This window comes from Xanthomonas campestris pv. phormiicola (assembly GCA_025666215.1).
Classification (GTDB): Bacteria; Pseudomonadota; Gammaproteobacteria; order Xanthomonadales; family Xanthomonadaceae; genus Xanthomonas_A; species Xanthomonas_A campestris_A.
In genome coordinates this window covers 5,251,784-5,267,642 of the sequence record CP102593.1, presented here as the reverse complement: position 1 = coordinate 5,267,642, position 15,859 = coordinate 5,251,784, and the positions used below count along the sequence as shown (strand labels likewise).

Sequence of the window (15,859 nt, the reverse complement as noted above, 5' to 3'; positions counted from 1 at the left end):
GATCCCGGCGTCCTGACATGCCGGCGTAGCGCCGCACGGACCGTATCGTTCGCTGGCGCCGGAGGTCGTGCCAGGTGTGAGGTAGGCGGGGAGCGGGGGCCTGCCGGGCGCTGCGCATGGAGTTCTTCTTCCGCAGCGCTGAGGCGAAACGCGCCGTCCTTCCGTTTTCTCCGAATCTGTCCATCGCCACGGCGCTGCGCGCCTCGAGGCGAACCATCCCTTCCCGAAGACGCTGCCGGATTCGCCCGGTGTGGCCGCGTTGCGTGCCTTGCCGCCGTGTCGCACGACGCCGGCTGCCGGCCTGCCAGGCCCAACCCGCCGGGCCGCTCTCATGCGTCCGGGCGCTACGTCATCGTCCGGGCTGAAACAGCTTCGAGTTGGCTTGCCTCGTGCGCGCGCGACAGCGGCGTGCACGAGACGCCTCAGCTCAACAGCCGCCGCAACTGCGCCTTCAGGCGCCGCCCATGCGCGTGGAAATAGTCGCGCTCGGCACGCCAGGCCGGGTACCGTGCTTCCACCTCGCGCCAGAACGCGGGCGAGTGGTTGGCCTGGATCAGGTGGCACAGCTCGTGGACCAGCACGTATTCGAACGCCGAGGGCTGTCCCAGCACCAACGCCAGATCCAGCGCCATCGAGCCGTCCGGCGCCAGCGAGCCCCATTGCGAGGACATCACCTTCAGCCGCACCCGCGCCGGCGCGCGCGGCAGCGAGGGCAGGTACTTGGGCAACCAGCGACCGACATCGGCGCGCGCCTGCGCCTCGTAGAACTCGCGCAGCGCGCGCGCGATCGCCGCATCGCCGGCGCGCGCCGGCAACTGCAGCTGCGCCCCGTCGGCATCGACCTGCAGCCGCGCGTAGCGGCCCTCGCTCCAGCGCAGCGGCAGGCGTTCGCCGCGCAGCGGCAGCCAGCCGGGCACGCCGCGCTGCAGGCCGGGTTCGTTGTCGTCTTCCTGATAGCGCGCCAGCTGCTCGCCGAGCCAGTGCCGGTGTTCGAGCAGGAAACGCTCGCCGGACACCAGGCTGGCGCGCAGCGGCAGGGTCAGGCGCGCGCCGCGCTCGTCGACGCTGAGCTTGATCCGCCGCGCGCGCGGGTCGCGCACGCGCAGCACGTCGATCTCGCGCTCGTCCAACCGCAGGCGGACGAGGTCGCGTTCGACGGCCGCGGCGGGCGGCGCGATCAGGCGACGGAGGAAATCGGGCATGCGCACAGCATACCGCCCAGGCGCGCATGCACGGTGACAGCGCGCACCGTTCGCACTGCATGCTTCAGCTGGATTGCGGTCACAGTCGCCCCCGCATCGTTCGGCAGTGGATCCGAGCAGCGCACGCCGCGCCCCGCAGGAGCGGCCGCAGCCGCGACGAGCGGAGTCGGGACGTTCGCCGGCTTCGGCTGCAGTCGGGACTGAAGTCCCTACCACAGTGCACCCAGCAAGCTCGCCGAGGGCCGCTTGTGGGAGCGACTTCAGCCGCGACGAGCGGAGTCGGGACGTTCGCCGGCTTCGGCTGCAGTCGGGACTGAAGTCCCTCCCACGGTGCACCCAGCAAGCTCGCCGAGGGCTCCTTGTGGGAGCGACTTCAGTCGCGACGAGCGGAACCGGCAAGCCGGGTGGCCCGCTGCCGGCCTCGCCTCAGGTCTCCGCCTTGCTCAGCTTCAGCGCTTCTTCCAGCAGCAGGAACAGGCGTCGCACCTCGGCGCTCATCAGCGCGAAGCGGGCGTCCAGTTCGGCGCGCACGCCGTCCTGGTCGGCGTTCTCCAGCTGGTCCAGGGCGCCGTCGAGGAACTTCAGCTTGCGGATCACCAGGTCGTCGCCGAGCACGAAGGAGACGTGGTCGTCCAGGATCAGCGCCAGCTTGGTGACCTGCTTGCCGGCTTCCAGGTGCTTGTCGATCTCGTCGCAGCGCAGTTCCTGATGCTGGCACTTGACCACCGCGCCGCCTTCGATCGGATCCTTCATCTCGCACTCCTCGCCCAGGCTCAGGCCTTCGGGCAAGGGTTCGCCGGCGATCCAGCCGGTCAGGATCGAGCGCGGCGCCACTTCCGCGTTCAGCGGCAGCGCCGGGAAGCTGCCCAGCACGCCGCGGATCTCGGACATCACGTTCTCGCCGCTCTTGCGGCTGGAGGTGTCCACCGCGACGTAGCCGTGCTGCAGGTCGAGCATCGCGTCGGTGCGCGAGGTCTTGACGAAGGCGCGCGGCAGCAGTTCGTGGATCAGGTCGTCCTTGAGCCGCTTGCGCGCCTTGCCGCCGGGCCGGCGCCCTTCCTTCTCCTCGATCTCGGCGACCTTGCGCTCGAGCAGGTCGTTGACCACCGAGCCGGGCAGGATCTTGTCCTCGCCGCCGACGGTCAGCCACAGGAATTCGGCGATGCGGTGCGACAGCACTTCGCGTTCGTCGCGGCCGAACGGGGAGATGAAGCCGCGCGAGCTCATTTCCAGCGGGCCGACCGGCTTGAGCTGGACCTCCGGCAGGAGCTTGTCGATCTCGGAGAAATCGAGCGTGGTGGGGAAGCGGAACAGGGTCAGGTTGCGAAAGAACATCGAGCATCCAGCAGAAGGAACGGGAACGGCCCGGCGCCATGCGCAGGGTGGGCGGCGGGCATTGTCGCATCGCTCCCGCCCGGATACCGCAACGCGCGGTTCAGCGGCGGGCGCCGGCCGCGGGCAGGCGCCTCACCCGTGCTCTTCGCCGCTGGGCCAGGCCATGGCTGGCGGGGCATCGGCAGCGCCGAGCGCGCGAAAATCGAACAGCGCCGGGTCGGCCAGCTGCGACGGCTGCACGTTGCCCATGGCGCGCGCGATCTGCTCGATGCGGCCCGGATGCTCGCGGTCCCACTGCTGCAGCATCAGCCCGACCTGGCGCCGCTGCAGGGTCTCCTGGCTGCCGCACAGCGTGCACGGGATCAGCGGGAAGCCGCGCGCCTGCGCGTACTCGGCGATGTCGGCCTCGCGCACGTAGGCCAGCGGCCGGATCACCACGTGGCGGCCGTCGTCGCTGCGCAGCTTCGGCGCCATCGCCGCGAGCCGGGCGTGGAAGAACAGGTTCATGAAGAAGGTGGCGACGAGGTCGTCGCGGTGGTGGCCCAGGGCGATCTTGCTGATGCCGTTTTCGGCGGCGTAGCGGTACAGCGCGCCGCGGCGCAGCCGCGAGCACAGCGAGCACAGGGTCTTGCCCTCGGGCACCACGCGGCTGACCACCGAATAGGTGTCCTGTTCGATCACGTGCCAGGCCACGCCGAGGCCGCGCAGGTAGTCGGGCAACACCTGCGCGGGGAAGCCGGGCTGCTTCTGGTCCAGGTTCACCGCCACCAGCTCGAACGGCACCGGCGCCTTGCGCTGCAGCTGCAACAGGATGTCCAGCAGGGTGTAGCTGTCCTTGCCGCCGGACAGGCACACCATGACCTTGTCGCCGGCTTCGATCATGCCGAAATCGGCGATCGCCTGGCCGACCTGTCGGCACAGGCGCTTGCCCAGCGCCGAGGGCGTGCGCCGGTCGCGCGGGGCGGGATCGGCGAGGAGTTGCGGCAGGGGCAAGGGCGCGGGTGTCATCGGCACGCATTGTAGTTGGCGCGACGCATGCCGTCCGCGCGCGCGAGATCGGGCGCGGCGCGCGCTGCCCACCGCGCTCGGCACTGTGGGGCGCGCACGCTGCGCACGCCGATGGCGCAGCGCAGCAAGCGTTTCGCCGATGGGCTGGGTAAAGTCCGCGTGGTCCCGGCTTGCGAACCGCATCTGATGGCCCCGTCGGCTTCCCTCCGCAGTGAAGCTTTTTTTAGCGCGGTTTCTGATAGCGCTACCATAACGTCGCGTAAGACGCTGCGCGACAGGCGTGCAGGCTACCGGATGCGGCGCCCGAGTGCCGCCCTGGACCGGGCCTGCAGTCTCCGCGCCACAGGTGCGCGTGCCGGCGACGGCGATCGCGCAGCGCGCAGGCCCCTGCCGGCGCCCCTCCATCCATTCGCGCCTGCGTCCAGCTCGCCGATCGCTGCCGCTGCGGTAGCTCGGCAGCTACGCGCGTCTTCTTCCTCCCACTCCACAGGACCCCGCCTCCCATGAGCAACTCCGTCTACATCGGCGCCAAGGAATACTTCCCGGGCATCGGCCGCATCGCGTTCGAAGGCACGGCCTCGGACAATCCGCTCGCGTTCAAGGTCTACGACGCGAACAAGCGCATCGGCGACAAGACCATGGCCGAGCACCTGCGCTTCGCGGTGGCGTACTGGCACAGCTTCTGCGGCAACGGCGCCGATCCGTTCGGCCCGGGCACGCGCGCCTATCCGTGGGACGCCGGCAGCGACGCGCTCGGCCGTGCCGAGGCCAAGGCCGATGCGGCGTTCGAGTTCTTCACCAAGCTCGGCGTGCCGTACTACTGCTTCCACGATATCGACCTGGCGCCGGACGCGGACGAGGTCGGCCAGTACCAGAAGAACCTCAAGCACATGGTCGGCATCGCCAGGCAGCGCCAGGCCGACACCGGCATCAAGCTGCTGTGGGGCACCGCCAACCTGTTCTCGCATCCGCGCTACATGAACGGCGCGGCGACCAATCCGGACTTCGACGTGGTCGCGCGCGCGGCGGTGCAGGTCAAGGCCGCGCTCGACGCCACGGTCGAGCTGGGCGGCGAGAACTACGTGTTCTGGGGCGGCCGCGAAGGCTATGCCAGCCTGCACAACACGCAGATGAAGCGCGAGCAGGACAACATGGCGCGCTTCCTCACCATCGCCCGCGACTACGGCCGCAGCATCGGCTTCAAAGGCAATTTCCTGATCGAGCCCAAGCCGATGGAGCCGATGAAGCACCAGTACGACTTCGACAGCGCCACGGTGATCGGCTTCCTGCGCCAGCACGGCCTGGACAACGATTTCAAGCTCAACATCGAGGCCAACCACGCCACCCTGTCGGGCCACAGCTTCGAGCACGATCTGCAGGTGGCCAGCGACGCGGGTCTGCTCGGCAGCATCGACGCCAACCGCGGCAATCCGCAGAACGGCTGGGACACCGACCAGTTCCCGACCGACCTGTACGACACGGTCGGGGCGATGCTGGTGGTGCTGCGGCAGGGCGGGCTGGCGCCGGGCGGGCTGAACTTCGACGCCAAGGTGCGGCGCGAGTCGTCCGCTCCGCAGGACCTGTTCCTGGCCCACATCGGCGGCATGGACGCGTTCGCGCGCGGGCTGGAAGTGGCGCATGCGCTGCTGACGGCCTCGCCGCTGGAGCAGTGGCGCGCCGAGCGCTACAGCAGCTTCGACAGCGGCGCCGGTGCGGCGTTCGCGGCCGGCCGCAGCACGCTGGCGGAGCTGGCCGCGCATGCGGCCAAGGCCGGCGCGCCCAAGCAGGTCAGCGGCCGCCAGGAAGCCTACGAGAACCTGATCAACCAGTACCTGATCCGCTGATGCGGACCCTGTCGGCCGCCGCCGTGTCAGCGCCGCCCGGCGCGCGCGGCGGCCGGTGCGGCCACCGAATCGCGCTTGACCAGCTGATGAGCGAGCACATGATCGATCTTCGTCCGGGCCGCGCGTTCCTTGCTGCGGATGCTGCGCAGCAGGATGTCGATCGCCGCATCGGCCATCGCCGCGATCGGCTGGCGGATGGTGGTCAGTTCCGGCCACACGGTGGTCGCGGCGGAGGTGTCGTCGAAGCCGACCACGGACAGGTCGCGCGGCACGTCCAGGCCGCGCCGGTGCGCCACCGAGATCGCCGCGGCGGCCATGTCGTCGTTGCTGGCGATGATCGCGCTGGGCGGCTGGCGGCGCGACAGCAGTTTTTCCGCGGCATCCAGGCCGGAGCGGTAGGTGTAGTCGCCCGGCTGCAGCAGGTGCCGGTCCAGGCGCAGTCCGGCCTCGGCCAGCGCCGCCTGGAAGCCTTCGAAGCGGCGCGCGCTGGCCGACAGGTTGGAGCGGCCGGCGATGTAGCCGATGCGGGTGTGGCCCTGCGCGATCAGGTAGGCGGTGATGTCCTTGCTGGCGTTGAACTCGTCGATGCGCACGCAGGCGACCTGCTCGCTGAAGCGGTCGGAGGCGATCGCCACCACCGGTACCTTGGCGCGCACCAGTTCGCGGATCGCCGCATCCGATTCGCACAGCGGCGGCGGCAGGATCACCCCGGCCACGCCGCTCTTGGCCAGCTTGCGCGCGGCCTTGCGTTCGGCCTCGGCGCCGAGGTCGTCCCAGTAGTCCACCACCACCTGCAGCGAGGTGCGCGACGCGGCGCGCAGCACGCTGACCAGCAGCTCGCCCAGGTAGGCGCCGCTGGGATTGCTGTAGATCAGCGCGACCCGGGTGCTCTGGGCGGCGGCCAGCGCACTGGCCGCCAGGTTCGGCGTGTAGCCGAGCGTGTCGACCGCGCGCATGACCTGCTCGCGGGTGCTGTCGCGCACGTTGCCCTGGCCGTTGATCACCCGCGACACGGTCATCGGCGAGACCTTGGCCAGTGCGGCCACCTCGTCGATGGTCACGGCGAGGCTCTTGCGGCGGACCGATTTCCTGACCTTCTCCAAAATGGGCCTCTTCGCTGGCGTGCGGGCGTGGATCGCGACCGGGGACATCCTGCGCAAGCCCCGCGTGCGGCGGCGCCGCGGCACGGTGTGGATCCCGACACGCGTGACGCCTGCATGGTACCGGGAAGCCGGGTGGGCGGCGACCGCTGGTGCGCGCCGGCATCGGGCCGAAGGAGGCGCGCATGAGCGGCGGCGCATGGTCGCGCGCGCCACAGTGCCGGCACCGCCTGTGCGCCGGCTGGCTGCGCAGCGCCTGCCTGTGGCTGGCGTTTTTAGTGCCGATCGCCGTGGCGCAGGCCGAGGATGGCTACGACCTGTGGTTGCGCTACCAGCCGCTGGCCGAGGCGCAGGCCGCGCCGTGGCGCGCGGCCGCCACGCAACTGGTGGCGGATGCCGACACGCCGATGCAGCGGGCCGCGCGCGACGAGCTGCGCCGCGGCCTGGGCGGCCTGCTCGGCGCCGAACCGCCGCTGGCGGCAACGGCGGACCGCGCCGGCGCGATCGTGCTCGGCACCCCGGCCACGCCGGCGATCGCGCGGCTGCGGCTGGACACGCGCGGCCTGGGCGAAGAGGGCTATTTGATCCGCAGCGTGGTGGTCGATGGCCGTTCGGTCACCGCCATCGTCGGCGGTGGCGAGCGCGGCGCGCTGTATGCGGCGTTCCGCTTCCTGCGCCTGCTGCAGACCGGGCAGGCGCCGGCGCGGCTGGCGCTGCGCGATGCGCCGCGGGTGAAGCTGCGCGTGCTCGATCACTGGGACAACCTGGACGGCGTGGTCGAACGCGGCTACGCCGGCGCCTCGCTCTGGGACTGGCAGAAGCTGCCCGGCTACGTGGACCCGCGCTACACCGACTACGCGCGCGCCAACGCCTCGATCGGCATCAACGGCGCGGTGCTGAACAACGTCAACGCCAGCGCAGTGAGCCTGACCGACGCCTACCTGGACAAGACCGCGGCACTGGCCGCGGCGCTGCGCCCGTACGGCATCCGCGTGTACCTGAGCGCGCGCTTCAGCGCCCCGATCGAGATCGGCGGGCTGGCCAGCGCCGACCCGCTGGACCCGGCGGTGCAGCGCTGGTGGCGGGCCAAGGCCGACGCGATCTACGCGCGCATTCCCGATTTCGGCGGCTTCCTGGTCAAGGCCAATTCCGAAGGCCAGCCCGGTCCGCAGGACTACGGGCGCAGCCATGCCGACGGCGCCAACATGCTCGCCGACGCGCTGGCGCCGCACGGCGGGGTGGTGATGTGGCGGGCCTTCGTCTATTCGCACGCGCAGCCGGATGACCGCGCCAAGCAGGCGTACAGCGAGTTCGTGCCGCTGGACGGCAAGTTCCGCGACAACGTGGTGGTGCAGGTCAAGAACGGCGCCATCGACTTCCAGCCGCGCGAGCCGTTCCATCCGCTGTTCGGGGCGATGCCGAAGACGCCGCTGATGCTGGAATTCCAGATCACCAAGGAGTACCTGGGCTTCGCCACGCACCTGGTCTACCTGGGCACCCTGTACCAGGAAACCCTGCAGGCGGACACGCGGCGCGGCAAGCGCGCGACGGTGGCGCGGGTGGTGGAGGGCGGCGTGGACGGGCATGCGCTCAGCGGCATCGCCGGGGTCGCCAACATCGGTGCGGACCGCAACTGGTGCGGCTCGATCTTCGACCAGGCCAACTGGTACGCGTTCGGGCGGCTGGCCTGGGATCCGCAGGGCGATGCGCGGGCCATTGCCGAGGATTGGGTCCGGATGACCTTCGGCCACGATCCGGCGCTGGTCACACCGGTGGTCGGCATGATGATGGCCTCGCACCAGGCGGCGGTCGACTACATGACCCCGCTCGGCCTGCATCACCTGATGGGCCGCGGCCATCACTACGGCCCGGCGCCGTGGGACGCGGGCAGCGCGCGGCCGGACTGGGACCCGGTGTATTACCACCGCGCCGACCGCAACGGCATCGGCTTCGACCGCAGCGCGACCGGCAGCGACGCGGTGGCGCAGTACGCGCCGCCGCTGGCGCGCCGTTTCGGCGACGTGCGCACGGTGCCGGAGCGGTATCTGCTGTGGTTCCACCACGTGCCGTGGGACCATCGCATGGCCTCGGGCCAGCCGCTGTGGAATGCGCTGCTCGGCCGCTACGACCGCGGCGTGGCCGAGGTGGCGCGGATGCGCGCGACCTGGGCCGGGCTGGCGCCGTATGTGGATGCGCAACGTTATCGCCAGGTCGCCGATTTCCTGGCGATCCAGCAGCGCGAGGCGCAGTGGTGGCGCGATGCCAGCATCGCCTACTGGCAACAGGTGTCCGGACGCGCGCTGCCGCCGGGCACCGCGCCGCCGCCGCATCCGCTGGCGTATTACCAATCGCTGTCGTTTCCGTACGCACCGGGGAATCCGCAATGACGCCGCACCGTTCCGCTGTTCGCATCGCCCGCCGCCTGCTGCTGGCGGCGCTGTGCGTGCCCGCGTTCGCGCATGCCGACGACGCACTGTTGTTGAATGCGTTGTTTCAGGACCACGCGGTGCTGCAGCGCGATGCGCCGATCCGCGTCTGGGGCCAGGCCGCGGCCGGCGAGACGGTGACCGTGCAGCTGGCGCAGCAGCGCGCGCAGGCGCGCGCCGACCGCCAGGGCCGCTGGCAGGCGCAGCTGGCGCCGTTGCCCGCCGGCGGGCCGTACGTCTTGCAGGCCAGCACCGCGCACGGCCGCGTGCAGCGCGCCGCCGACGTGCTGCTCGGCGACGTGTGGCTGTGCTCGGGCCAGTCGAACATGGAACTGCCGGTGCAGCGCACGCTGGATACGCGCAGCGAGATCGCCGATGCGCAGCAGCCGGCGATCCGCATGTTCAAGGTGCCGGCGCAGTCCAGCCCGACCCCGCAGGCGCAGTTCGGTGGCGTGGCCGCCTGGCAGCCGACCACGCCGGAGACGGTCGGCGAATTTTCCGCCGCCTGCTATTACTTCGCCCGCGAACTGCGCAAGACCGTGGACGTGCCGATGGGGCTGATCAACGCGTCCTGGGGCGGTTCGCAGATGCAGGCGTGGATCGGCGATGCGGCCCTGCGCAAGGTGGACGGCAACGCGCCGGCGCTGGACGTGCTGGCGCGCTACGCCACCGATCCGCAACAGGCGGCGCCACGCTGGGGCACGTTGTGGGAAGCGTGGTGGCGTGCGCATGGCGCCGGCGCGCCGTGGCAACCGGACGATGCCGGCGGCGGCTGGCGCGCCGCACCGGCGGCGCTGGGCGCCTGGGACGACTGGGGCGTGCCGCAGCTGGTCAATTTCAACGGCATGGTCTGGTACCGCAGCACGGTCACGCTGAGCGCCGAACAGGCCAGGCAGCAGGCGACGCTGGCGCTGGGGCCGGTGGACGAACTCGACCAGACCTGGGTCAACGGCCGGGCGGTGGGCAGCAGCTACGGCGCCGACCAGCCGCGCAGCTACCGCCTGCCGCGCGGCGTGCTGCATGCGGGCAGGAACACCGTGGTGGTCAACGTGTACAACAGCTACCGCCGCGGCGGCCTGCTCGGCGATGCGCAGGCGCAGCAGCTGCAACTGGGCGACGGCAGCCGGGTGGCGCTGGCCGGCTGGCAATACCGCATCGTGCCGCCGCAGCTGGGCACGCCGCCGCGCGCGCCGTGGTCCTCGGCCGCGGGCCTGACCACGCTGTACAACGGCATGATCGCGCCGCTCGGCCACCTCGGCCTGCGCGGGGTGCTGTGGTACCAGGGCGAATCCAACACCGGCGCTGCGGCCGGCTATCCGGCGTTGCTCGACGCCTGGCAGCGCGACTGGCGGCAGCGCTTCGGCGCGCAACTGCCACTGCTGCTGGTGCAGTTGGCCAACTACGGCGCGCCGCCCACCCACCCTGGCGACAGCGGCTGGGCGCAGCTGCGCGAGGCGCAACGGCGCTTCGTCGCCGCCGATCCGCATGCCGGCCTGGCGGTGGCGATCGACATCGGCGACCGCTACGACATCCATCCGGCCAACAAGCAGGAACTCGGCCGGCGCCTGGCGCGCGCGGCGCGGCACGTGGTCTATGGCGAGGCGTTGGCGGCGTCCGGGCCGGTGGCGCATGCGCTGCGTCGCGACGGCGCGGCGCTGGTGGTCGATTTCGACGACGTCGATGGCGCATTGCAGGCCTATGGCGCGGATGCACCGATCGGGTTCGAACTGTGCGGCGCGGCATCCGGCAGTTGCCGCTATGCGCAGGCCGAACTGCAGGACCGCAGCGTGCGCCTGCCGGTGCCTGCCGGCGCGGCGCCTACCCGCGTGCGCTACTGCTGGGCCGACAGCCCGGTGTGCACCCTGTTCGATCGCGCCGGGCTGCCGGCCGGTCCGTTCGAACTTTCCCTCCCGTCCGCGGCCCGTGCGGCTGCGGCTTCTTCCCCGTGAGCGATCCGCGATGACCCAGACTTCCGATGGCGCTGCTTGCGCCCAAGGCTCGGCCCGCGACCGCGAGATCGTCGAGACACGGGGCGTCGTCACTCACCTGCGCCGGCTGGCCGACTTCGCCGCGCTGCACCAGCTGCGTAGCGGCTTCCACGGCGCCACCGACCTGTCGCCGGTGTGCATGGGCGCGGCGCTGCACTTCGACACCTGGGTGCCCAACGTCGGCATCCAGGAATACCTGTTCCATTCCGACGAGGCCAAGGCGGTGCTCCCGCACGACTACACCTTCCAGGCCGGCCGCCCGCATTGCGGCGAGACGCCCGGGCATGACGTGGACATCGACGAAGCCCCGGCCGCACGCTATTCCTACGCGCCCCAGCAGCTGCCGGTGGCGCGGCTGGAAGACGGCGCGATGTGGCAATGGTGAGGCGCATGCGCTGGGGACGCGCATTGCTGTGGGTGCTGCTGGGTGGCGTGGCGATGCAGACGGCATCGGCGCAGCGCGGGCGGGCCGCCGACATTGCCGAATTCGATTGGTTCGAATACCGCGGCGACGATGCGGTGTTCGCCACGCCGCTGCCGCCCGGCCACTACCGCAATCCGGTGCTGGCTGGCTTCTATCCCGATCCCAGCGTCGTGCGCGCCGGCGACCGCTACTACCTGGTCACTTCCACCTTCGCCTATTTCCCGGCGCTGCCGGTGTTCGAGAGCCGCGACCTGGTGCACTGGCGGCAGGTCGGCAACGTGGTCGAACGCGCCGGGCAACTGGACTACGACGGCCTGCATGTGTCGCGCGGCATGTTCGCCGCCAGCATCGCGTACCATGACGGCCGTTTCTACGTAGTCGGTACCGCGGTCGACAGCGGCGGCAACTTCATCGCCAGCGCCGACGATCCGGCCGGGCCATGGTCGCCGCTGCACTGGTTGCCGGACATCGACGGCATCGACCCGTCGCTGTTCTTCGACGACGACGGCACCGCTTACCTGCTCAACAACGGACCGCCGCAGGGCGCGCCGCTGTACGAAGGGCACCGCGCGATCTGGATGCAGCGCTTCGACCTGGCACGGATGCAGCCGGTCGGCCCGCGCCAGGTGCTGGTCAACGGCGGCGTGGATCTGGCCAGCAAGCCGATCTGGATCGAAGGCCCGCACCTGTACAAGCGCGACGGCTGGTACCTGCTGTCCTGCGCCGAAGGCGGCACCGGCGCGCAGCATTCGCAGGTGGCGCTGCGCAGCCGCACGCCATGGGGACCGTATTTGCCGGCGCCGCACAACCCGATCCTGACCCAGCGCGACCTGCCCGCCGAGCGCGCCAATCCGATCAGCAACGCCGGCCATGCCGATCTGGTCGAAGGCCCCGACGGGCAGTGGTGGGCGCTGTTCCTGGCCAGCCGCCCGTATGCGCAGCACCGCTACAACACCGGCCGCGAGACCTTCCTGCTGCCGGTGAGCTGGCACGACGGCTGGCCGTCGATCCTGCCCGCCGGGCAGCCGATTCCCTATGTCGCGCCGGGGCCGGCCGGACTACGCGCCGATGCCGATGCCGCGCCGCTGAGCGGCAACTTCACCTGGCGCGACGGCTTCGACGCGCGGCAACGCGACCGCCGCTGGCTGCTGTTGCGCACGCCAAAGCGCGAATGGCTCGACCTGCGCGCCCATCCGGGCTGGCTGACCCTGCAACCCGGCACGCAAGGCCTGGACGGCAGCGGCAATCCCGCGTTTCTGGGCTACCGGCAGCAGCACACGCGCTTCGACGCCAGCGCCGCCGTGCAGATACCGGCGCGGCCGGGCCTGGTCGCCGGCCTGGCCGCATTCCAGAATGCCGACGCCTGGTACGTGCTCGGCGTGCGTCGCCGCGGCGCACGCGCCGAAGTGTTCCTCGACAAGCGCGACGGCAAGCGCACCAGCACCGTCGCGCGCAGGACGGTCGATGCCAAGGGCGCGCTGCGCCTGAAGATCGCCGGCGACGGCGGCCGCTATGCCTTCGCCTTCGCCGCCGATGGCCAGGACTGGCAGTGGCTGCGCCGCGACGACGATGCGGCGATGCTCAGCACCGCCGTGGCCGGCGGTTTCACCGGCACCACCCTCGGGCCGTACGCCCGCCGCGAACCGGATCGATCCAGCAAGGAGTAGCCAATGCACACCGAGACTGCGCCGTACCAAGGACATGGCCGCCGCGTCGCGACGCTGGCGCTGCTGCTGGCCATCGCGCCGTACGCGGCGCCTGCCGCCGAAGCGCCCCCGCCGTACCTGGACACCCAGCGCAGCTTCGAGCAGCGCGCCGCCGACCTGGTGTCGCGGATGACGCTGGAGGAAAAAGCCGCCCAGATGCAGAACGCCGCGCCGGCGATCCCGCGCCTGGGCGTGCCCGCCTACGACTGGTGGAACGAGGCGCTGCACGGCGTGGCCCGCGCCGGCGGCGCCACCGTGTTCCCGCAGGCGATCGGCATGGCGGCCACCTTCGACCTGCCGCTGATGCACGACGTCTCCACCGCGATCAGCGACGAGGCGCGCGCCAAGCACCACGAAGCCCTGCGCCACGACCAGCACGGGCGCTACCAGGGCCTCACGTTCTGGTCGCCGAACATCAACATCTTCCGCGACCCGCGCTGGGGCCGTGGCCAGGAAACCTACGGCGAGGATCCGTTCCTCACCGCGCGCATGGGCGTGACCTTCGTGCAGGGTTTGCAGGGCGAGGGCGCGGATGTGCCGAAGAACGCGCAAGGCGAGGCCTATCGCAAGCTCGACGCCACCGCCAAGCACTTCGCCGTGCACAGCGGCCCGGAGGCCGACCGTCACCACTTCGACGCGCACCCGTCGCAGCGCGATCTCTACGAGACCTACCTGCCGGCGTTCGAAGCGCTGGTCAAGGAAGGGAAGGTGGATGCGGTGATGGGCGCCTACAACCGCGTGTTCGGCGAATCGGCCAGCGCCAGCAAGTTCCTGCTGCGCGACGTGCTGCGCGACAGCTGGGGCTTCGACGGCTACGTGGTGTCCGACTGCTGGGCGATCGTGGACATCTGGAAGAACCACAAGATCGTCGCCACCCGCGAGGAAGCCGCCGCGCTGGCGGTAAAGCACGGCACCGAGCTGGAATGCGGCGAGGAGTACTCCACGCTGCCCGCCGCCGTGCGCAAGGGCCTGATCAGCGAAGCCGAAGTCGACAAGGCGCTGCAGAAGCTGCTGTATTCGCGCATGCGCCTGGGCATGTTCGACCCGCCGGACAAGCTGCCCTGGGCGCAGATTCCGATCTCGGCCAACCAGTCGCCCGAACACGACGCGCTGGCGCGGCGCACCGCGCGCGAATCGCTGGTGCTGCTGAAGAACGACGGCGTGCTGCCGCTGTCGCGGGCGAAGATCAAGCGCATCGCCGTGATCGGCCCCACCGCCGACGACACCATGGCCCTGCTCGGCAACTACTACGGCACGCCGGCCGCGCCGGCCACCGTGCTGCAGGGCATCCGCGCCGCCGCGCCCGACGCCGAAGTGCTGTACGCGCGCGGCGCCGACCTGGTCGAAGGCCGCGACGATCCCGCCGCCACGCCGCTGATCGAGCCGCAGTACCTGCGTCCGTCGGCCGATTCGCCCGAGCGCGGCCTGCGCGGCGAATACTTCCGCAACCGCGACCTGTCCGGCTCCCCGGCGCTGGTGCGCACCGATGCGCAGATCGGCTTCAAGTGGGACCGCGGCTCGCCCACCGACAACCTGCTCGCGCGCGGCGAAGCCGGCCCGGACCAGGCCATCCCGGCCGACAACTTCAGCATCCGCTGGAGCGGCAAGCTGGTGCCGCCGGCCACCGGCACCTACCACCTGGAAACCGCGGCCGACGACGGCGTGCGGCTTTACCTGGACGGCAAGCGCCTGATCGACCGCTGGAGCGCCAGCGACCGCCTGCACGCCGACGGCGTCGATGTGCGCCTGGAAGCCGGCCGCAGCTACGACCTGCGCCTGGAGTACTACGAAGGCGAGCGCGACGCCGGCGTGCGCCTGGCCTGGCGCCAGCCCGGCGCCAAGCCGCCGCTGCAGGACGCGCTGGACGCGGCGCGCCACGCCGACGTGGTGGTGTTCGTCGGCGGCCTCACCGGCGACGTGGAAGGCGAGGAGATGAAGGTCGACTATCCCGGCTTCGCCGGCGGCGACCGCACCGACCTGCGCCTGCCCAAGCCGCAGCGCGAGCTGCTCGAAGCGCTGCAGGGCACCGGCAAACCGGTGGTGGCGGTGCTGACCACCGGCTCGGCACTGGCCATCGACTGGGCGCAGCAGCACGTGCCGGCGATCCTGCTGGCCTGGTACCCCGGCCAGCGCGGCGGCAGCGCCGTGGCCGACGTGCTGTTCGGCGACGCCAACCCCGGCGGCCGCCTGCCGGTCACGTTCTACAAGGAGAGCGAAAAGCTGCCCGCGTTCGACGACTACGCCATGCGCGGCCGCACCTACCGCTACTTCGCCGGCACCGCGCTGTACCCGTTCGGGCACGGCCTGTCGTACACCCAGTTCGCCTATTCCGACCTGTGCCTGGACCGCAGCAAGCTGGCAGCCGACGGCAGCCTGCACGCCACGCTCAAGGTGAAGAACACCGGCCAGCGCGCCGGCGACGAAGTGGTGCAGCTGTACCTGCACCCGCTGGCGCCGAAGCGCGAACGCGCGAGCAAGGAACTGCGCGGCTTCCAGCGCATCGCCCTGCAGCCCGGCGAAACCCGCGAAGTAAGTTTTGCCATCTCCCCGCAGACCGACCTGCGCAGCTACGACGAAGCGCGCAAGGCCTACGTGGTGGACCCGGGCGACTACGAACTGCAGGTCGGCGCCTCCAGCAGCGACGTGCGCGCCCGCCAGCGCTTCAGCGTGCAGCCGTCGCCCACGGCGGAAGCAAAGCCGCGGCCGTGACCGCAATCGGTGGTGCGAGCCGTCACCGCTCGCACCACCGAACCGGACCCCCGCGATCCCTGTGGGAGCGGCTTCAGCCGCGACCGCCTCACCGGCCCAACCCCCGCTCGCCTCAGC

Annotated in this window: 9 protein-coding genes and 1 pseudogene; 6 read left to right on the top strand and 4 right to left on the bottom strand. The window is 71.1% G+C overall.

The window, feature by feature from the left end; all coding sequences use genetic code 11:
• Window positions 1–422: 422 nt before the first annotated feature.
• The 3 genes from NRY95_22340 to ttcA form a co-directional block, all read right to left on the bottom strand.
• Entirely contained in the window at window positions 423–1,202 is a 780-nt protein-coding gene (locus NRY95_22340; protein ID UYC16369.1) for a M48 family metallopeptidase, read from the bottom strand.
• Between the two features lie 426 nt (window positions 1,203–1,628).
• Complete coding sequence (locus NRY95_22335; GenBank protein UYC16368.1) at window positions 1,629–2,537, bottom strand: recombination-associated protein RdgC; 909 nt, start codon at window positions 2,535–2,537, stop codon at window positions 1,629–1,631.
• A 132-nt stretch (window positions 2,538–2,669) separates the two neighbouring features.
• Window positions 2,670–3,545: a tRNA 2-thiocytidine(32) synthetase TtcA gene (gene ttcA, locus NRY95_22330; protein ID UYC16367.1), complete on the bottom strand. Its 876-nt coding sequence runs from the start codon at window positions 3,543–3,545 to the stop codon at window positions 2,670–2,672.
• Between the two features lie 503 nt (window positions 3,546–4,048).
• Here ttcA and xylA point away from each other — a divergent pair.
• Window positions 4,049–5,389 carry a xylose isomerase gene (gene xylA, locus NRY95_22325; protein ID UYC16366.1) on the top strand — a complete coding sequence of 447 codons (1,341 nt, stop codon included), beginning with the start codon at window positions 4,049–4,051 and terminating at the stop codon, window positions 5,387–5,389.
• 26 nt (window positions 5,390–5,415) lie between these two features.
• On the opposite strand, the gene NRY95_22320 is transcribed toward xylA, so the two are convergent.
• On the bottom strand, window positions 5,416–6,540 hold the full coding sequence (locus tag NRY95_22320; protein ID UYC16365.1) for a LacI family DNA-binding transcriptional regulator: 1,125 nt from the start codon (window positions 6,538–6,540) through the stop codon (window positions 5,416–5,418).
• Window positions 6,541–6,674: 134 nt separating this feature from the next.
• On the opposite strand from NRY95_22320, the gene NRY95_22315 reads away from it, so the two are divergent.
• The 5 genes and pseudogenes from NRY95_22315 to NRY95_22295 all read left to right on the top strand — a co-directional run bounded on the left by NRY95_22315 (window position 6,675) and on the right by NRY95_22295 (window position 15,742).
• Window positions 6,675–8,876 carry an alpha-glucuronidase gene (locus NRY95_22315; GenBank protein ID UYC16364.1) on the top strand — a complete coding sequence of 734 codons (2,202 nt, stop codon included), beginning with the start codon at window positions 6,675–6,677 and terminating at the stop codon, window positions 8,874–8,876.
• Window positions 8,873–10,864, top strand: coding sequence for a 9-O-acetylesterase (locus NRY95_22310; protein UYC16363.1), 1,992 nt, complete (start codon window positions 8,873–8,875; stop codon window positions 10,862–10,864). Before NRY95_22315 ends, NRY95_22310 begins: the two co-directional genes overlap by 4 nt.
• Before the next feature lie 88 nt (window positions 10,865–10,952).
• Window positions 10,953–11,288: pseudogene (locus NRY95_22305) on the top strand (bifunctional D-altronate/D-mannonate dehydratase).
• Window positions 11,289–11,341: 53 nt separating this feature from the next.
• Window positions 11,342–12,994: a glycoside hydrolase family 43 protein gene (locus tag NRY95_22300; protein ID UYC18670.1), complete on the top strand. Its 1,653-nt coding sequence runs from the start codon at window positions 11,342–11,344 to the stop codon at window positions 12,992–12,994.
• Window positions 12,995–12,997: 3 nt separating this feature from the next.
• A complete protein-coding gene (locus NRY95_22295; protein ID UYC16362.1) occupies window positions 12,998–15,742 on the top strand; it encodes a glycoside hydrolase family 3 C-terminal domain-containing protein in 2,745 nt (914 codons plus the stop codon).
• Window positions 15,743–15,859 lie beyond the last annotated feature (117 nt).